Origin of the sequence: Actinotignum vesiculae, assembly GCF_051267215.1 — a bacterium.
Taxonomy (GTDB): Bacteria; Actinomycetota; Actinomycetes; order Actinomycetales; family Actinomycetaceae; genus Actinotignum; species Actinotignum schaalii.
This window is the reverse complement of record NZ_JBOZGG010000006.1, coordinates 21,826-39,771: the sequence shown is the minus strand read 5'-3', so window position 1 is coordinate 39,771 and position 17,946 is coordinate 21,826. Positions and strand designations below refer to the sequence as shown.

Genomic DNA, 17,946 nt, shown 5'->3' with positions numbered 1-17,946 from the left:
CTCAGCGCGGGGCGCGCCCCTCCGAGGCTAGGCCTTGCCGGGAGTGCAGGGGCTGTTGAGGCGGTAGGGGCTGAGCACCGCGAAACCGGGCCCGGCAAAATCAACATAGGATTCGGCCACGCTCACGTCACCCCAGGTGAGGAGTGCATGGAGGTGGCCCGCCTCGGGCGGCAGCTGCACCCGGGTTGGATGCGCAGCCGCCGTGGCCGTTTCTTCCGCTTGTGTTTCCGCTTGCGTTTCACCTGGTTCATTGGCAGTTGCTTCGCTTGGGAGCGGGGAGGCCGCGCCTATATGGAAAACCACGAAACTGTCCCCGCGCCGGTAATACCCCGCCTCACCCAGGCGCACGATCTCCGAATCCTCCCGGTCAGGCGACGAAAAATCCGGGTGCTCGCGCCGTAGCCGCAGCAGTTCCCGGGTCGCCTCGAGATAGCGAGCATGGGAGGGCTCCTCGAGCTCCGCCCAGTCCAGATGCGAGCGTGTGAACGTGGAAAGCGCCTGAGGCGGGGGAATCTGGTCGGCGTGCTCACCCCAATCCCAGTCGCGAAATTCCGCAATCCGCCCCGCATCCACGCGTTCTCCCAGCTCCGGAGTGTGATCGGTGAAGAATTGGAAGGGCGCAGAAGCACTCCATTCCTGGCCCATAAAAAGGAGGGGCGTGAAGGGGGAGAGCAGCATAAGCGCATCAGCAACGAGCGTGTGTTCCGCGCTCAACGTAGCGGAGCGGCGGTCACCGAGCGCGCGGTTACCCACCTGGTCGTGGTTTTCGGTATAGGCGAGGAAACGGCGCGAATCCAGGGCAGCGGGCACCGGGGCACCCCAGTTTTGCTTCCGGAAACTAGAGAAATTACCGTCGTGCACGAAAACACGGCGCATGGCTTTTTCCAGGGCGCCGGGAAGCGCAAAATCCCCGTAATAGGCGAAATGTTCCCCGGTCACATAGGTATGCAGGGCATGGTGAATATCATCAGCCCACTGCATATCCATACCGTAGCCGCCCGCCCTTGTGGGGCGCAGCATCCTCACATCATTGAGATCGGATTCAGCCACGAGTGCGATATGCCGGCCGGTCTGCGCGGCGAAAGCCGCGGCGGCGTCGGATAAATCCGCGAGGATATGTTTACGGGAGTGGTCCCGGATCGCGTGAACGGCGTCCAGCCGAAAAATATCCACGTGGTAATCTCGGGCCCACTGGAGCATATTGTCAATAAAATAACGCCGCACCGGGCCGGAATCCGGGCCGTCCACGTTCACACCCGGGCCCCACACCGAAGAATAACGATCCGTGGTGTAGGGGCCGAACTCCGCCAAAAAATTCCCGTCGGGTCCGAAATGGTTGTAGACCACGTCCAGGCATATCGCCAGGCCAGCGCGATGCGCGGCCTCCACGAACCGTGCGAAACCCGCCGGCCCGCCGTAATTTTCGGTCACCGCATAGATATCCACGCCGTCGTAGCCCCAATTGCGGGTGCCGGGCACCGGGCAAATCGGCATAACCTCCACGATATCCACCCCGAGCCCGCGCAGGTACCCGAATTTTTGCGCCGCCGCATCGAAGGTGCCCTCCGGGGTGAACGTACCAATATGCATTTCGTAAAAAACCTTGCCGAGCGGATCCACCCCGGGGAAGGCCGATAACTCGAAGGCATCGAGATCAACAATTTCGGAGGGGCCCATAACGCCCTCGGGCTGGCGCCGGGTGCGCGGATCGGGCAGCCCCATCCCGCCATCCAGACTAATGCGGTAGCGGGTGCCGGCCGGCAGGGGAGTATCGAGGATCCACCATCCCGGCCCGCTGGCCAGGGCAGCGCCGTCGCGCCCCGCGCGCGCTGCCGCAATATCCGCAGCGGTGACCGGCCGGAAGGGGAGGCGCTCCCCGCCTACCAGGGCCTCGACGCGCATCCGCCCCGGCGCCCAGACGCTCAGCGGTTCCATTACTCGGTGCTCCCTCCGGCGTCGCACCCTGCGTCGCACCCTGCGTTGCCCTCTGCGCTCCATCCGGCGTTCGGTTCGGCGTTCGATTCGGCGTTCGATCCGGCGCTCCCTCCGGCCTTCGCTCCGGTAGGTGATGCAGCGCTCGCTTGAGCGCGGCCTGCCGCACTCGCGCCGTCGTACCCGCAGGTATCGGCACGAACGTACACCGCCACCGGCAGATTCGCGCAGGCATCACGAACAAAGAGCTGGGGCCCTTCAACCTCGCCTTCCTCCAGCACACTGCGCCAACGCCCGGGCGGGAGCACAATATGCGCATCGCCCCAGCCCCCGGCCACCTCCTGGCGGTGCGCGAGGCGCGAGACCACCACGATCACATCCGGCTCCCCATCCAGGGTGCGGGTAAAAGCAAAAATATTGCCGGTGGTGGCGGCCAGCGGTTCGTAGCATGAACGCAGCGAAACGAAAGTATCGGGGCGGTCGCGGCGCAGGCGCAAGAGGCGCGAGGTCACCCACATTTTTTCTTCATCGACGCTCGCCTGCGCGGGGAGCGCCCCGGCGCTATCGAGCTGCTCGAGCATGCTGGCAAGCCGCGGGTAATTCACCGGGCGGCGGTTATCCGGATCCACCAGCAGATTGCGGGTGATTTCCTCCCCCTGATAGGTATCGGGCACCCCGATCAGCGTGAGGGCCAGAACCTTCGCGGCGAGGATACGGGCGCGGCGCGCCGGGCGGGTATGTTCCCACCAGGCCGTGAGCTCAGCCACCGATTCCGGGGTGGAAATAACCGAGCGTGCATAGGCAAAAAGCCCGGTCTCCAGTGCTTCATCCGGCTCGGTCCAGGTGGTCCAAGATTTTTGTTCCCGGGCGGCCTTACGCAGGTAGTCAATGAGGCGATCAGCTTCGATAGGCCCGTTATCCGTCCAGGTTCCCATAATTGTTTGCCACATGAGGTTCTCGATCTGGCCATCGAGTTCCGCTGGGCGGGAGGCAGCGTGCCGTTCCCGCAGCCGTTCCAGGAGCTCCAGCCATTCGGTGGGGTAATCGGCTAGGGTGGCAATAGCGGCGCGGGTATCTTCCCCGCGTTTTGTATCATGGGTGGTGAGCGTGGTCATCATCACGGGCCAATCGGCCATCATCTGCCGCGTCCAGGTATGCAGCTCATCGGGGGTGAGCGAGGCGCGCAGCGGATCGGATCCCACCTCGGTTGCCGAGGTAAGCGCGGTATACCGATAAAAAGCGGTATCCTCCACACCCTTGGCCATAACCGCACCGCACACTTGCTGGAAGCGGATAATCGCCTCATTACGGGAAGCATCATGGCGTTTCGTCGCCGAACCAATTTCCCGCCCGAGCAAAATATCTACAACCACGTCCAGGGTTTCGCACCGGTCTTCGGAGAGCAGTCCCCGGGCGCGTTCGGCGGCTTCAAGCAGCGCGGTTTCAGCGCTGGCATGCGCTTTCTCCCCGGGAACCACATAGGCCCGATACCGATCCATGCAGATGACAAGCGCGGAGACCGCATCGTACAAGGACCGCTGGGAATGGTCCCGCAGGCGCAGATCATCGCGGCATACTTCCGCCATGAGCCGCGCCATCCGCTCCACTTCCGCCTGGAGGGAGGAATGCATAATTTGGCTTTTCGCCTCGCGCTCCAGGATCGGATACGGCTGGGTGGTATGGGACAGATGCACAAAATTCGCGGTGAGGGAACGCACGCCCTCCGGGTCGGTCAGCAGCGCCCCGATACGCCACGAAGCCTCATACCCGGTACACCCCGCGCACTTCCAATCCGAAGGCAATTTTTCGTTGCCCTCCAGGATTTTTTCCGCCACAATCCACGCCCCGCCGGTGGCTTCGTGCAGGCGTTCCATATACTGGCGCGGATCGGCCAGCCCATCGGGATGATCAATCCGGAAAGCATCAATGAAGCCGGCGTGGAACAGCTCAAGCAGCAGCGCGTGGGAAGCCTGAAATACCTCCGGATCCTCTACCCGGATCCCGGCGAGGGTATCCACATCGAAAAATCGCCGATAATTGAGTTCTTCCTCAGCGACCCGCCAATAGGCGAGCCGATAATACTGGCGTTGCAGCAGTTCTGCCAGCGGCAGAAATTCGGTGCCTTTCCGGACCGGGTAAACGTGGTCATAGTAGCGCAAGACGGGAACTGCGCCGTCGTTCTCATAACCCGGTACGACGACGTGATCGAGGCTAATCGCCTCCCGGGCGAGCGCCGTACCCACCCGTTCGCCGAGCACCGGGATGAGAATCCCATCGTCGCTGGACTCCACGTCAATATCGAACCAGGAAGCGTAGGGGGACTCGGGCCCGTCACGCAGCAGGGACCACATGGCCCGGTTGAGGTAGAGCGGGGTGGGCATAGCCATATGGTTAGGCACCACATCAACGACGACGCCGAGGCCGGCCGCGTGCGCGGCATTCGCAAAAGCCTCAAAACCGGCCCGCCCGCCCATAGGCTCGGAAATTCGGGTGTGATCCACCACGTCATAGCCGTGCGTGGAGCCCGGGGCGGCCTGGAGGATGGGGGAGCAGTACACATCGGTAATCCCGAGCTGCACCAGGTAGGGGAGCAGGGCGGTGGCATCCGCGAAGGTGAAGTGGGGACCGAGTTGCAGCCGGTACGTGGACACGGGCTGGCGCCGCCCGGCGCTGGGCACGTGGGAACGTAGAGCTGGAATACTGGAGGTGTCAGTGATTGCGGTCATACTTTCGAGCTTAGCGCACGGCCTGCGGAGTTTTCTGGGCGCCGGCCAGGGCGTCGTCGATATCTTCCTCGGAGGGCTCATGCACGAAGACGCGCAGGGAGCGCCCGATCACGCTGGTGGTATCCCCGGAAGCAAAAACGATCTGGGGATTGACCTCCGCCGCGGTATTGACCACTTCCGTCCATTCGCGGCCGTAGACGCCGCCGGGGATAGCGAACTCGACTTCGTCGTCGCCGGCATTAAACATGAGGAGAACATCATCATCAATAATCGGGTTGCCGCGCTCATCGGGTTCGCGGATACCCGCACCGTTGAGGAACACCATGAGGGCCCGCGCGAACCCGGAATCCCAATCGGAATCTTCCATCTGGCTGGAATCGGGGCGGAACCATTCGATTTCCGGCAGGCAGCCTTCGCATACAGGATCGAAACCGGCCACGAAGCGCCGGCGCCGGAACACCGGGTGATTCTTGCGGAAAGCAATAGCAGCCCGCGTGAATTGCAGAATATCCATCTGGCGGTCATCGAGATCCCAATCCATCCACGCGATCTCATTGTCCTGGCAGTAGGTGTTGTTATTACCGCCCTGGGTGCGCCCAATTTCATCACCGTGGGAAATCATGGGAACGCCTTGGGAGAGCAGCAGGGTGGAGATGAAATTGCGGATTTGGCGTTCGCGCAGGTCGAGGATTTCGGGATTATCCGTGGGGCCTTCTTCCCCGCAATTCCAGGAGCGGTTATTCGATTCGCCATCCGCGTTGTTTTCACCATTGGCTTCATTGTGCTTCTCGTTATAAGAAACCAGATCGCGCATGGTGAAACCATCGTGGGCGGTCACGAAATTAATGGAAGCGAAGGGGCGGCGCCCGGAGGATTCATACAGGTCCGCGCTGCCCGTTAGCCGCGAAGCGAATTCCGGTAGGGCGGCCGGTTCCCCGCGCCAGAAATCACGCACGGTATCACGGTACTTTCCGTTCCATTCCGTCCACAACGGCGGGAAGCCACCCACCTGGTAGCCGCCTTCGCCCACATCCCAGGGCTCAGCAATGAGTTTGACCTGGGAAATAATGGGATCCTGCTGGATGATGTCAAAGAAGGAAGAAAGCTTATCCACCGCGTGAAGTTCGCGAGCCAGGGTGGAAGCCAAATCGAAACGGAAACCATCCACGTGCATCTCCGTCACCCAGTACCGCAGTGAATCCATAATGAGTTGGAGGGTATGCGGGGAGGTCATATTCAGGGAGTTCCCGGTCCCGGTGGTATCGAAATAGTGCCGCGGATCATCGGGGACCAGGCGGTAGTAGGAGCGGTTATCAATACCCTTGAAGGACAGGGTGGGACCCATGTGGTTCCCTTCCGCTGTGTGGTTGTAGACCACGTCAAGGATGACCTCAATATCGGCTTCGTGGAAGGCCTTGACCATGGCCTTAAACTCATCGACCTGCTCCCCGCGCGAGCGGGTGGCGTAGCCATCGTGGGGCGCGAAGAAACCGATGGTGTTATAACCCCAGTAATTGCTCAGGCCCCGATCCTGGAGCGAAGTGTCATTGATGAACTGGTGTACCGGCATGAGCTCAATAGCCGTCACCCCCAGGGAGGTGAAGTAATCGAGAATGGGCGGGTGGGTGAGACCCTGGTAGGTACCGCGTAATTCTTCGGGAACGTCCGGGTGGCGCTGGGTGAAGCCCTTCACGTGGGTCTCATAAATAATGGTCTCGTTGTATTCATGCTTGGGCGGGCGGTCATAGCCCCAATCGAAGTAGGGGCTGATAACCACGGAGACCGGCACGTGGCCCAGTGAATCCAAGGTGCACGGTTGCGAGGGATCGTTGAAGTCATAGGAAAAGACTTCCTGAGCATTGGTGATATTGCCTTCGATGGCTTTGGCGTAGGGATCCAGGAGGAACTTGGAAGGATCGCAACGCAGGCCCTGAGCCGGATCGTAGGGGCCGTAGACGCGGTATCCGTAACGCTGCCCGGGCCGAATTGAGGTGAGGTAACAATGCCAGACATTGGCATCAACTTCCCGCAGTTCCACGCGGGTTTCTTTGTTGTTATCGTCAAGCAGGCAGAGTTCGATTTTCTCAGCCACGGAGGAGTAGATCGCGAAATTCGTGCCGGTGCCGTCGAAAGTAGCGCCCAGCGGATACGGGTGTCCAGGCCAAATTCTCATACCTGAGTATCTCATACGAAAATGGGAATCTACTGAAAATCTAGCGAGACGGTGGGCGATACTGGGTTCGAACCAGTGACCTCTTCGGTGTGAACGAAGCGCTCTACCACTGAGCTAATCGCCCGGGCGACCGTAACGGCCCGTGCATCACGCAAGCTTATAGGGGGTGGGCGGGGAAACTCAAATTTAACTAACGTGGTGTGCACCTCACTGCCTCGGTTTGACCGGGTGCGCGGAATGTCGCTATAGTTTTTCGATGTCATCGACGTCGCCGCGGCGGTTCCCGCCACGGTTAACCCGGCCAGCGCGGCTTGGTTAGTGATTGTTGATCGGCCACGCGGATGTAGCTCAGTTGGTAGAGCGCGACCTTGCCAAGGTTGAGGTCGCGGGTTCGAGCCCCGTCATCCGCTCGGATGTGAAGAAAGGCAAAGCGGCACACGTGCCCATACTCCTCTCACGTATCCGGACGGTGGGTTGGCCGAGAGGCGAGGCAACGGCCTGCAAAGCCGTGTACACGGGTTCGAATCCCGTACCCACCTCGCGGGGCGATTGGCGCAGCGGGAGCGCGCTTCCCTGACACGGAAGAGGTCACTGGTTCGATCCCAGTATCGCCCACCACTATTTCCTTGCAGCGCCATTTTGACCCGGCTCTCACGGTTGGGTAAGCTAGTGGCTCGCTGTGAAACAGTGCGGATGTAGCTCAGTTGGTAGAGCGCAACCTTGCCAAGGTTGAGGTCGCGGGTTCGAGCCCCGTCATCCGCTCGGGCGATTGGCGCAGCGGGAGCGCGCTTCCCTGACACGGAAGAGGTCACTGGTTCGATCCCAGTATCGCCCACCATATTTATTCACCGCATATCGCCCTCCGTACCCACAGTCGCCCGGAATCAAAATGCAACAACAGCTACGTTAAGAAATTGTTTTGATGTCGTGGGGTTGCATCCTGTGGGGTCCGATGTCGTGGGGTTGCATCCTGTGGGGTCCGATGTGGTGTGGTTGCAGCCTGTGGAGCCCGCTGTCGCCAGGTTGCTTTTTGTGGGCATCACCGCTCACATCGTCCATGCTTGTCCGTGTCGAGCGGGTGATCGCACCAGAGCCAGCTAACAGAATGCCTAGGAAGTAAATGACCAAAGTCCCGGGTGTCCGCCTCAAGCTGGAAGCAATCATGCCATGAGCGTAAAAGCGCGCAACCACGCGGCAAAGCGGCGTTGTCGTGCGGAAAAAGCGGGTGGAAAAAGAACGGTGCACAGCCCTGCGTTAGGTCTTCCTGACTATATTTTCCGCAATCAAGCGGGTAGACCTATAGACGTAAACGAAAGGATGGATCAATGGCCGAAAAAGTTGTTATCGATGCTCTTCAGCGCACGCTGACCGATCTTATTGACCTCTCCCTGCAAGCTAAGCAGTACCACTGGAATATTCAGGGTGCGCGTTTCCGCGCCCTCCACCTCGCTCTTGATGAAGTTGTGTCCGTGACCCGCACTGACCTCGATGAGGTTGCCGAGCGCATTGCCACCATCGGGGGCTTCCCGGATGGTCGGGCCGTGACCGTCGCCAAGGAAAGCGGTCTGGATGATGCGGGCACCGGTCCCTTCAATGTGGACGATGTTTACACCGTGATGGCGGAGAAGCTCTACGGGGCCTCCCGGCGCATCCAGAATGACCTGTCCAAGGTGGACGAAGCCGATCCGCTCAGCGGTGACCTGCTCATCGGGGTCGCTCGCAACCTGGAGCTGCAGGGCTGGTTCATGAAGGCCGCCGCGGTCGAAAACTAAATCGCTCGCGCTGACGGGCGCACGCCGGCGGCTAGCGCGCGTCGGCACCTCGCCGCATCGCAGCCGTGACTCATAGCGAAGGGGACCATCTCACCAGGCGTGAGGTGCGTCCCCTTCGCCGTGTTCGCGGTAGGGCCGCGCGGGCGGGCCCGGAGCGAAACAGGTATCCTGGTGGGCGGGCATCCCCGGTCTGGATGCCGTGAAAAATAGAACTAAGGAGAAAACTATGCCCGCACGTCTATCCGTGGACGGCACCCTCGTCACCCTTGACGAACCGTGCCCGGGAACCGCCTACTTCGCCGCGGATCGCGCGATTGTCGCCCTGAAAGTTAACGGGGAACTCAAGGATTTGGCCACGGATTTGACCACGCTGGACGGTGCCGAGGTGGAAACCGTGCGTATCGACTCCCCGGACGGGCTCAATATTCTCCGCCATTCCGCCACCCACGTGCTGGCCCAGGCAGTCCAGCAGATCTACCCGGATGCGAATCTGGGCATCGGCCCCTTCATTGAGGACGGCTTCTACTACGATTTCGGCAATATTGACCCGGTCACCCCGGAGATGCTGAAAGAGCTCGAAAAGCGCATGAAGCGCATCGTCAAGGAAAATCAGCGTTTCGTGCGCCGTGAAGTCACCGAGGAAGAAGCGCGCCAGGAAGAAGCCTCCCAGCCCTATAAGCTTGAGCTCATTACCACCAAGGGCCACGATGCGGATGGCGCCAGCGTGGAAGTGGGCCATGGCGGGCTCACCATGTACGACAACGTCAACCGCCACGGCGATGTGGTGTGGACCGATCTGTGCCGCGGGCCCCACCTGCCCTCCACGAAGTTCATCGGCAATGGTTTCGCGCTCACCCGCGCCTCGGCCGCCTACTGGAAGGGCGATCAGAATAACGATCACCTCCAGCGCATTTACGGCACCGCCTGGCCGAGCAAAGAAGAACTGGATGCCTACCAGACCCGTATCGCCGAAGCGCAGCGCCGGGATCACCGCCGGCTGGGCACCGAACTCGACCTGTTCTCCTTCCCCGATGAAATTGGTTCCGGGCTTCCGGTCTTCCATCCCAAGGGCGGCATTATCCGCATGGAAATGGAAAATTACTCCCGCCAGCGTCATATTGAAGCCGGCTACGATTTCGTCAATACCCCGCATATCACCAAGGGGCAGCTCTTCCAAACCTCCGGGCATCTGTCCTGGTACAAGGACGGCATGTTCCCGGCCATGCGGGTGGATGAGGATCAGGATTACTACCTCAAGCCGATGAACTGCCCCATGCACTCCCTTATTTATAAGGCGCGCGGGCGTTCTTACCGCGATCTGCCGCTGCGGCTCTTCGAATTCGGGACGGTGTACCGCTACGAAAAGTCCGGTGTTATCCACGGCCTCACCCGCGCCCGCGGCTTCACCCAGGACGATGCCCATATTTACACCACCCGCGAGCAGATGCGCGAGGAACTTTCCTCCCTGCTCACCTTCGTGCTGTCCCTCCTCAAGGACTACGGCCTCAACGATTTCTACCTGGAGCTGTCCACCAAGGACCCCAAGAAGTTCATCGGGGATGATGACCTCTGGGAAGAAGCCACCCGCACCCTGGAAGAAGTGGCGCTCTCCTCAGGCCTAGAACTGGTGCCCGATCCGGAAGGCGCGGCGTTCTACGGCCCCAAGATCTCGGTGCAGGCCCGCGACGCTATCGGCCGCACCTGGCAGATGTCCACGATCCAGCTTGATTTCAACCTCCCCGAGCGCTTCGGGCTGGAATACACCGCGCCGGACGGCTCGCGCCAGCGCCCGGTTATGATCCACCGGGCCCTCTTCGGTTCCATCGAACGCTTCCTGGGCGTGCTGGTCGAGCACTACGCCGGGGCTTTCCCCGCCTGGCTCGCCCCCGTGCAGGTGCGTCTGGTGCCGGTGGCTGAAACCTTCAACGACTACTGCGAAGATATTGCCCGGCGCCTGCGTGAGCAGCATATCCGCGCCGAAGTGGATACTTCCGATGATCGCTTCGGTAAGAAGATTCGTAACGCCGCGAAGGAGAAGATTCCCTTCACCCTCATTGCCGGTGGGGACGACGTCGATGCCGGCGCCGTGTCCTTCCGTTTCCGTGACGGCGAACAGCATAACGGGGTCGCTATTGACGAAGCGATCGCGCATATCGTGGATGTGGTACGACGGCGCGCTAACGAGCCGGAAGCGGAGAAGTTCTAATGCTCTCTCGGAGCGGGCGGCCCCTGGCCCAGGCAATTTTCGGTCCCATTGCGCGCCTGTGCGTGCGCGCGGGGATCAGCGCCGATGCCGTAACGATCACCGGGACCGTGGCGGTGGTGGCCTGCGCGCTCATCCTCTATCCCCTCGGGCACCCGGTGTGGGCCTCCTGGATTATCGGTATCACCGTGATTTTCGATAGCCTTGACGGCCAAATCGCCAGGCTCACCGGAACCGCCTCCCGTTGGGGTGCCTTCCTGGATTCCACCCTGGACCGCCTGGCAGATTCCGCGATATTCTGCGGGATCCTGCTGTGGATCGTGCGCTGGAATATCGGGGCTGCCGCGGGGCTCACCGAGTGGCTGGCCCTGGCCTGCCTGGCGGCCCTGCCGGCCGCGCTGTGTACCTCCTATGCGCGCGCCCGCGCCGAAGCGGTGGGATTTACCGCGAATGTGGGGATCAGTGAACGCGCTGACCGGCTCGTGATTGTGCTCCTCGGGGCGTTGATTACCGGCTACGGGGCGAGCGCCTGGGTGTTGTTGGTTGCCCTGGCCTACCTCGCGGTAGCCGGGTGGATCACGGTGGCCCAGCGCATGGTGACTGTTTACCGGCAGTCCCGCGTAGCCGCAACGCAGCACGGCGCGGAGGACTGCGCCGATGAACGCGTTGCCGGTGATCCGAGTTCCGGTAAACAGAGTGCCGGTGACCGGGCCGGCCGGGGGAGCGGCCAGTGAATCTCGGCAATCTTCTTTTCCGCGCCACCGGGGCGGTGGCCCGACTCCCCGAACCGGTGGGCCGCGGTCTCTTCGCCGCGGTCGGAACGCTCGCTGGAACCCTGCCGCTGCGCGGAACCCAGCAGCTGCGCCGCAACCTGGCGCGGGTACGGCCAGATGCGCGCGGGCGCGCTGCCCGCCGGCTGAGCCGCGCGGCCATGCGTTCCTATATGCGCTACTATTACGAAGCTCTGCGCCTGGGAACCTGGGAAGCCGATGATTTCGCGGCGCGGGTTATTGAGGACGGCCTGGATTCTGCCCGCGCGGAATTTGCCCGCGGCCACTCCCTCATCGGTGCACTTATGCACATGGGGAATTGGGATATGGCCGGGGCCTGGTCGCGCTATTTCCTCGCCCCCGTGCACACCCTGGTCGAAAAGCTCGAACCGGCCGAGGTATTCGAGCGCTTCGTGCGCCTGCGTGAAAATATTGGGATGGTTATCTATCCCGTGGTCAAAGGTGGCGGGGCTATTCATCGCCTCGCGGAGGACACCCGGCAGGGCCCCATTCTGGCCCCGGTTCTCGCGGATCGGGATCTCACCGCCTCCGGGGTGGAAGTGGAATTCTTCGGGGAGAAGATGCTCGCCGCCGCCGGGCCGGCCATTCTTGCCATAGACACCGGCTGCGCCGTCGTTCCTATTTTCTCCTACTACGTGAAAAAGGAACGTACCCGGGCCGTACCCACCCGGTGGCGCATGGTGTTGCGCAGCGGCGCACCTATTCGCGCACGAGTGGATGCCGCGGCTTCCCCGCATGAGCGCCACGCGGATATCGCGCGCATCACCCAGGAATGGATCACAGCTTTTGAAAGCGTGCTGGTCGAGCACCCTGAGGACTGGCATATGCTCCAACCCGTTTTCGTTGCCGATTTGGACCCCGAGCGCTACCGCGCCAACCGCGAAAAAGCCGCCCGGGAGCTCGCGCGCCGGCAAGCAGAGTACGACGCGAAGGAAGGAACGCCGTGAACATCGGGATTGCCTGCCCCTATTCGTGGGACGTGCCCGGGGGAGTGGGATTCCATATCCGGGATCTAGCTGAGGAACTCATCGCCCGCGGGCACAGTGTTTCGGTGATCGCTCCGAGTGAAGAAAACGAGGCACTGCCCGATTACGTGGTGCCGGTGGGCGCCTCCGTGGCGATTCCCTATAACGGTTCGGTGGCGCGCCTCTCCTTCGGGCCGCGCGTCAATCGGGCGGTGCGGCGCTGGCTACGCGACGGGAATTTCGATGTGCTCCATGTGCACGAACCCTTCGTTCCCTCTGTGTCGATGCTCGCGCTCATGAGCGCGGAATGCCCGGTGGTCTCCACCCACCACACCGCCATGGATCGCTCCCGGGCTTTCGACCTTTTCTCCCCGGTGCTGCGCCCCATCCTGGAAAAAATCCAGGCGCGGATCGCGGTTTCCCAAGAAGCACGCCGCACCACCGTGCAATATTTAGGCGGGGACGCTTTTATTATTCCCAACGGCGTGTACACCGCTGATTTCGAGGTGCCGCGCGATGCCCGCTTCACCGGCACGCCCGATTCGCCCACTTTCGGATTCCTCGGCCGCCTGGACGAACCGCGCAAGGGCCTGCCCGTACTGGCCGCCGCCGCCCCGTTCATCCTGCGCGACTACCCGCAAGCGCGCTTCTTCGTGGCCGGGAAAGGCGATGAGGAAGCCGCCCGGGAACTCTTCGGGGAGGCGGCCACCCAGGTGACCTTCCTCGGGCCGGTCAGCGATGCTGATAAAGCCGCGATGCTCGCCAGCGTGGACCTCTACGTGGCCCCCAATACCGGGGGTGAATCCTTCGGAATTATTCTTATCGAAGCGATGAGCGCGGGCGGTTTCGTGCTCGCCTCGGATATTCCTGCTTTCCGTGCGGTACTGGGCGGGGGAACCTTCGGGGATCACTTCGCCAACGAAGACCCGGAGGATCTGGCTCGGGTTGCGCTGGCGGCCCTGCGCGATCCACAACGCCGGGCCCGGGTGGCCCAGGCCGGCCAGGCCGAAGCCCAGCGTTACGACTGGTCCACGGTGGCCTCCCAAGTCTTTGCCGTGTACGAGACCGCGGTCCGCACCGCCCACATGGAGGTAGAGCAGTGAATCTTTGGTGGTCCCTTGCCCTTCTCGCCGGTGTGGTGCTCCTTCTGCTCGGGTTCAGCGCGGCCCTGGCGGCCCGCCGCCTCGACCGCCTCCACACCACCCTGCTGAAATCCCGCCGGGCGGTGGAACAGGCCCTCGCTGCCCGAGCCCGCACCGCCTACGATATGGCGATGTCCGGGGAGCTGGATATGGCCGGGGCCCTTATCCTCACCGATAGTGCGCAGCGGGTACTTTCTGCTTCCATGCTCCCGGTGGTGGCGGACGGATTGGAGGCTCTGCCCGGTGATATGCGCGCAGATCTGCCCGATCCGGTGGTGGCTGCCCGGGAGCGGCGCGCGGTGGAATCCGAGCTTTCCCGCGCCCTGCGCCTCACCGTGGATGAGCTGGACCCGAATGATATTACGGACGCGGCGGCCCGCGAATTTTACCGGCGCTTGGAGCGCGCCCGCCTCGATGTGCGCATGACGCGCTCCTTCCATAATTCGCATGTGGATCAGGCCCGCCGGGTGCGTAATTCCCGGGTCCTTTCCATTTTCCCCATCGCCGGGCACGCCCCGGTCCCGCAAACCATCGATATTGATGATGAATAAGAGCACCCGATGACCACTACCCCGCGGCGCGCCGCGCGCATTATCGCCCTGGATGAGGCCGGCCGTGTCCTCCTCATCCGCGGCCACGACCGGGATGACCCCACCCACCGCTGGTGGTTCACGCCCGGTGGGGGATTGGAAGATGCGGAAAGCCCCCGAGCGGCAGCGGTACGGGAATTTCGGGAGGAGACCGGCGTCGTCGTAACTGAAACGGAACTCATCGGGCCGGTCCTGCGCCGGCACGCAACTTTTCGTTTCGCGCGTGCCACCCTCAACCAAGACGAAGTATTTTTCGCGGTGCGCCTCGACGCGGAGCGCGGCCGTGCGGCGGTGACCGGACGTGGGCGGGCCTGGACCGCGGCGGAAGAAGAACTCCTCGACGCCATCCACTGGCGCACCGGCACGCAGCTCATAGGCTCACCGAGCGAGCGGGTCTACCCGGCGGGCCTCGCGGAGCTCGCCGCCCAGGTGCATGCCGGCTGGGACGGCACCTGCCGCGAGATGTGGGACAACTGAAGCGCGGGAAAACTCAGGCGCAGGAAAACTGAACACCGAGAGAACCGGTCTTCGGAACAATTGTGGCGCGCTGCGGCCCGGGTAATAGTTCCCCGGCCGCGAACCGCGTACAATGGCTCCGGAAGTTTTTATCTACTCGGGAGGACACGTGTCAGGACACTCCAAGTGGGCAACCACCAAGCATAAGAAAGCCGCTAATGACGCCAAGCGTGGCAAGCTCTTCGCGCGTCTGGTCAAGAACATCGAAGTGGCGGCGGCAACCGGTGGTGGCGATCCCGCGGGTAACCCCACGCTCTTTGACGCGATCCGCAAGGCCAAGCAGAACTCGGTGCCGGCCGATAATATCGATCGCGCCGTTAAGCGTGGTTCGGGTGAAACTGATGATTCCATCCAGTACGAAGCCATTACGTACGAAGGTTACGGCCCGGGCGGGGTGGCTATCCTCATCGAATGCCTGACCGATAACCGCAACCGCGCCGCCTCGGATGTGCGCACCGCCCTCACTCGCAATGGCGGAACGCTGGCGGATCCCGGTTCGGTTTCCTACCTCTTCAACCGCCGCGGTGTGGTGGAAGCGGTCAAGGGGGAGAACACTGAGGACGACGTCCTCATGGCCGTTCTTGACGCCGGCGCCGAAGAAATTGAGGACGACGGCGATACCTTCACCATCTACTGCGCCGCCAGCGATGTGGTAGCTGTGCGTACCGCGCTCCAGGAAGCTGGAATTGACTACAATTCCGCCGAATCGCGCTTTGTGCCCTCCACCAATGTGCCTCTCGACCGGAGCGGCGCGGAAAAGCTCCTCAAGCTCACCGATGCCCTCGACGATGTGGACGATATTCAAGAGGTCTACACCAACGCGGATATTGCCGACGAGATCCTCGCCGAGCTCGAGGGTGAGTAGTGCGCATTCTGGGGATTGACCCGGGACTCACGCGCTGCGGGTTGGGAACCATTGATGCCGATGTGACGCGGCGGGTACGCCTGGTGGATATGCGGGTGGCGCGTTCCCCGGTGGACCTGGCCCCGCATCGGCGTCTTCTCCTCATCGCGGATGAAATTGACGCGGTCATCGCGGATTTTTCCCCCGAGGTTGTGGCGGTGGAACGCGTTTTCGCGCAGGAAAATGTGCGTTCGGTAACCTCCACCGCGCAGGTGGCCGGTATCGCGATGCTGGCCGCCGCCCGCGCCCAGCTGCCCCTCGGCCTGCATTCACCCTCCGAAGTGAAGGCAGCGGTGACGGGTTCGGGGCGCGCCGGGAAACTCCAGGTGCAAAATATGGTCCAGCGGATTTTGGGTTTAGCGGAACTGCCGCGCCCCAAGGACGCCGCGGATGCCCTGGCCATCGCGATTACCCACGCCTGGCGCGGGGGCGCCCACGCCCTGGACGCCACGGTTGATAACGGCCAGCACGGCGGGGCCGGCACCCTCCCGCGCGCCGAAGGAGCCGATTTAACACCGGCGCAGCGCATGTGGGCGGGAGCCGAACGCATGAGCCGGCGCGCCGGTGCGGTCTCCCCGCACCGCTCCGCTAGCGGTTAGAGTCATGAGGAAGGGAGCCCGGAGTGATTGCAAGTATTCGCGGAACTGTAAGCCGTATTACCACCACGTTCGCGGTGGTGGAGGTCGGCGGGTGGGGCGTCAAAGTTTTTGCGACGCCGGATACCCTCTCGCGCCTGCGGGAAGGCGCGGAAGCTTTTCTCTACACCTCGCTGGTCGCCAGCCGTGACGATCTGCCCTCCCTCTACGGTTTTAGCGAAGCCGACGAGCGCGACGTTTACGAAATCATGCAGACGGTTTCCGGAATCGGCGCCAAAGTTGCGCTCGCGCTCCTCTCCGTCCACACCCCGAATGCCCTGCGCGCCGCCGTGCAATCCAAGGACGAGGCTGCCCTCACGCGGGTCCCCGGTATCGGTAAGAAAAGCGCCCAGCGCATTATTTTAGAGCTGGGTAATAAGCTCGGCCCGGCTCCGGTGGCCGCCGGCGAAACAGCCAGCCCCGAGGCGGATCCGAGTGCCGTAGTTGCCGGTCTGGTGGGACTGGGGTGGAAGGAAAGCGACGCCGTCGCCGCTTATGAAGAAGCGCGCACGCAAATACCGCAGGGCACCGTGGCCCAGCTGCTGCGCGCCAGTCTGCAAGTACTAGGGGCCCGCCGATGAGCGAAGATATGTCCTTCGACGCCGGCCTGGTCTCCCCGGAAGCCAGCGAAACGGAACGCGCCGCCGAAGCGGCCCTGCGCCCGCGCCAGCTCTCCGAATTCGTGGGCCAGGACACCGTGCGCGACCAGCTCTCCCTCGTGCTCCAGGCCGCGGTACAACGCGGTCGCACCCCGGACCACGTGCTCCTTTCCGGGCCGCCGGGCCTGGGGAAAACCACCCTCGCCATGATTATTGCCGCGGAAGTGGGCGGGGCGCTGCGCCTGACCTCCGGCCCGGCGATTCAACATTCGGGTGACCTGGCCGCGATTCTTTCCTCCGTGCAGGAAAACGACGTCCTCTTTATCGACGAAATCCACCGCCTGGCCCGCAACGCCGAAGAAATGCTCTACCTGGCCATGGAAGATTTTCGGGTGGACGTGATGGTGGGGAAGGGCCCGGGCGCCACCTCGATTCCGTTGCCGCTGCCGTTCTTCACGGTAGTAGGGGCGACGACGCGCGCCGGCTTACTGCCCGCTCCTTTGCGTGATCGCTTCGGCTTTACGGCGCACCTGGAATATTACGAACAGCGCGATCTGGCCCGTATTGTCCGGCGTAATGCCGTCAAGCTCGGCCATACCATTACCGAGGATGCGGCCCAGGAAATTGCCGGGCGTTCGCGCGGCACCCCGCGTATCGCCAACCGGCTGCTGCGCCGCGTGCAGGACTGGGCGCAGGTGCGCGGCACCGGGGATCTGGACCTGCGGGCCGCGCGGGCTGCCCTCGATCTTTTCCAGGTGGATCCGGCCGGGCTGGATCGCCTCGACCGCGCGGTGCTCGAAGCGATCTGCACCCGTTTCGGGGGTGGGCCGGTGGGCCTGACCACCCTCGCGGTGTCGGTCGGCGAAGAACCCGAAACGGTGGAAACCGTGGTGGAGCCCTATTTGGTGCGTGAAGGCTACCTGGTGCGTACCCCGCGCGGGCGGATGGCGGCCCCGCGGGCCTGGACACACCTGGGTTTAACTCCGCCTACAGATTAG

14 protein-coding genes and 6 tRNA genes are annotated in these 17,946 nt (G+C 62.7%); 16 read left to right on the top strand and 4 right to left on the bottom strand.

Going from position 1 to position 17,946, the window contains the following annotated elements; genetic code table 11:
- Positions 1–27: 27 nt before the first annotated feature.
- The 4 genes from treZ to ACRQHG_RS04485 form a co-directional block, all read right to left on the bottom strand.
- Entirely contained in the window at positions 28–1,935 is a 1,908-nt protein-coding gene (treZ, locus tag ACRQHG_RS04500) for a malto-oligosyltrehalose trehalohydrolase (RefSeq protein WP_435713439.1), read from the bottom strand.
- A complete protein-coding gene (treY, locus tag ACRQHG_RS04495) occupies positions 1,935–4,658 on the bottom strand; it encodes a malto-oligosyltrehalose synthase (protein ID WP_435713438.1) in 2,724 nt (907 codons plus the stop codon). Before treY ends, treZ begins: the two co-directional genes overlap by 1 nt.
- 10 nt (positions 4,659–4,668) lie before the next feature.
- Positions 4,669–6,831: a glycogen debranching protein GlgX gene (gene glgX / locus ACRQHG_RS04490; protein WP_435713437.1), complete on the bottom strand. Its 2,163-nt coding sequence runs from the start codon at positions 6,829–6,831 to the stop codon at positions 4,669–4,671.
- A gap of 52 nt (positions 6,832–6,883) precedes the next feature.
- Positions 6,884–6,955 (bottom strand) — tRNA-Val (locus ACRQHG_RS04485).
- 213 nt (positions 6,956–7,168) lie between these two features.
- Here ACRQHG_RS04485 and ACRQHG_RS04480 point away from each other — a divergent pair.
- The 16 genes from ACRQHG_RS04480 to ruvB all read left to right on the top strand — a co-directional run bounded on the left by ACRQHG_RS04480 (position 7,169) and on the right by ruvB (position 17,946).
- Positions 7,169–7,241: transfer RNA gene (locus ACRQHG_RS04480), tRNA-Gly, on the top strand.
- A gap of 58 nt (positions 7,242–7,299) precedes the next feature.
- Positions 7,300–7,370, top strand: a tRNA-Cys gene (locus ACRQHG_RS04475).
- A gap of 4 nt (positions 7,371–7,374) precedes the next feature.
- Positions 7,375–7,449: transfer RNA gene (locus tag ACRQHG_RS04470), tRNA-Val, on the top strand.
- 71 nt (positions 7,450–7,520) lie between these two features.
- Positions 7,521–7,593, top strand: a tRNA-Gly gene (locus ACRQHG_RS04465).
- A 1-nt stretch (position 7,594) separates the two neighbouring features.
- Positions 7,595–7,669: transfer RNA gene (locus tag ACRQHG_RS04460), tRNA-Val, on the top strand.
- Positions 7,670–8,156: 487 nt separating this feature from the next.
- A complete protein-coding gene (locus ACRQHG_RS04455) occupies positions 8,157–8,603 on the top strand; it encodes a Dps family protein (protein ID WP_087070697.1) in 447 nt (148 codons plus the stop codon).
- Between the two features lie 226 nt (positions 8,604–8,829).
- Positions 8,830–10,809 carry a threonine--tRNA ligase gene (thrS, locus tag ACRQHG_RS04450; RefSeq protein ID WP_026428844.1) on the top strand — a complete coding sequence of 660 codons (1,980 nt, stop codon included), beginning with the start codon at positions 8,830–8,832 and terminating at the stop codon, positions 10,807–10,809.
- Positions 10,809–11,540: a phosphatidylinositol phosphate synthase gene (pgsA, locus tag ACRQHG_RS04445; protein WP_435713435.1), complete on the top strand. Its 732-nt coding sequence runs from the start codon at positions 10,809–10,811 to the stop codon at positions 11,538–11,540. The genes thrS and pgsA overlap by 1 nt, the downstream gene beginning before the upstream one ends.
- On the top strand, positions 11,537–12,544 hold the full coding sequence (locus ACRQHG_RS04440; protein ID WP_435713434.1) for a phosphatidylinositol mannoside acyltransferase: 1,008 nt from the start codon (positions 11,537–11,539) through the stop codon (positions 12,542–12,544). The genes pgsA and ACRQHG_RS04440 overlap by 4 nt, the downstream gene beginning before the upstream one ends.
- The gene (locus tag ACRQHG_RS04435) at positions 12,541–13,665 is read left to right on the top strand and encodes a glycosyltransferase family 4 protein (protein WP_435713433.1); all 1,125 of its coding nucleotides are present in this window, start codon (positions 12,541–12,543) and stop codon (positions 13,663–13,665) included. The genes ACRQHG_RS04440 and ACRQHG_RS04435 overlap by 4 nt, the downstream gene beginning before the upstream one ends.
- Positions 13,662–14,255, top strand: a complete 594-nt coding sequence (locus ACRQHG_RS04430) for a hypothetical protein (protein WP_435713432.1) — start codon at positions 13,662–13,664, stop codon at positions 14,253–14,255. The genes ACRQHG_RS04435 and ACRQHG_RS04430 overlap by 4 nt, the downstream gene beginning before the upstream one ends.
- Before the next feature lie 9 nt (positions 14,256–14,264).
- Positions 14,265–14,771: an NUDIX hydrolase gene (locus ACRQHG_RS04425; RefSeq protein ID WP_435713431.1), complete on the top strand. Its 507-nt coding sequence runs from the start codon at positions 14,265–14,267 to the stop codon at positions 14,769–14,771.
- A gap of 148 nt (positions 14,772–14,919) precedes the next feature.
- Entirely contained in the window at positions 14,920–15,675 is a 756-nt protein-coding gene (locus tag ACRQHG_RS04420) for a YebC/PmpR family DNA-binding transcriptional regulator (RefSeq protein ID WP_284901235.1), read from the top strand.
- Entirely contained in the window at positions 15,675–16,313 is a 639-nt protein-coding gene (ruvC, locus tag ACRQHG_RS04415) for a crossover junction endodeoxyribonuclease RuvC (protein WP_435719607.1), read from the top strand. The genes ACRQHG_RS04420 and ruvC overlap by 1 nt, the downstream gene beginning before the upstream one ends.
- A 23-nt stretch (positions 16,314–16,336) precedes the next feature.
- Positions 16,337–16,930 carry a Holliday junction branch migration protein RuvA gene (gene ruvA, locus ACRQHG_RS04410; RefSeq protein WP_435713430.1) on the top strand — a complete coding sequence of 198 codons (594 nt, stop codon included), beginning with the start codon at positions 16,337–16,339 and terminating at the stop codon, positions 16,928–16,930.
- On the top strand, positions 16,927–17,946 hold the full coding sequence (gene ruvB, locus ACRQHG_RS04405; protein WP_284889520.1) for a Holliday junction branch migration DNA helicase RuvB: 1,020 nt from the start codon (positions 16,927–16,929) through the stop codon (positions 17,944–17,946). Before ruvA ends, ruvB begins: the two co-directional genes overlap by 4 nt.

Bases quoted from the DNA above. Each gene is read 5' to 3' on its own strand.
- treZ (WP_435713439.1), bottom strand. From the start codon at position 1,935: ATGGAACCGCTGAGCGTCTGGGCGCCGGGGCGGATGCGCGTCGAGGCC.
- treY (WP_435713438.1), bottom strand. From the start codon at position 4,658: ATGACCGCAATCACTGACACCTCCAGTATTCCAGCTCTACGTTCCCAC.
- glgX (WP_435713437.1), bottom strand. From the start codon at position 6,831: ATGAGAATTTGGCCTGGACACCCGTATCCGCTGGGCGCTACTTTCGAC.
- ACRQHG_RS04455 (WP_087070697.1), top strand. From the start codon at position 8,157: ATGGCCGAAAAAGTTGTTATCGATGCTCTTCAGCGCACGCTGACCGAT.
- thrS (WP_026428844.1), top strand. From the start codon at position 8,830: ATGCCCGCACGTCTATCCGTGGACGGCACCCTCGTCACCCTTGACGAA.
- pgsA (WP_435713435.1), top strand. From the start codon at position 10,809: ATGCTCTCTCGGAGCGGGCGGCCCCTGGCCCAGGCAATTTTCGGTCCC.
- ACRQHG_RS04425 (WP_435713431.1), top strand. From the start codon at position 14,265: ATGACCACTACCCCGCGGCGCGCCGCGCGCATTATCGCCCTGGATGAG.
- ruvB (WP_284889520.1), top strand. From the start codon at position 16,927: ATGAGCGAAGATATGTCCTTCGACGCCGGCCTGGTCTCCCCGGAAGCC.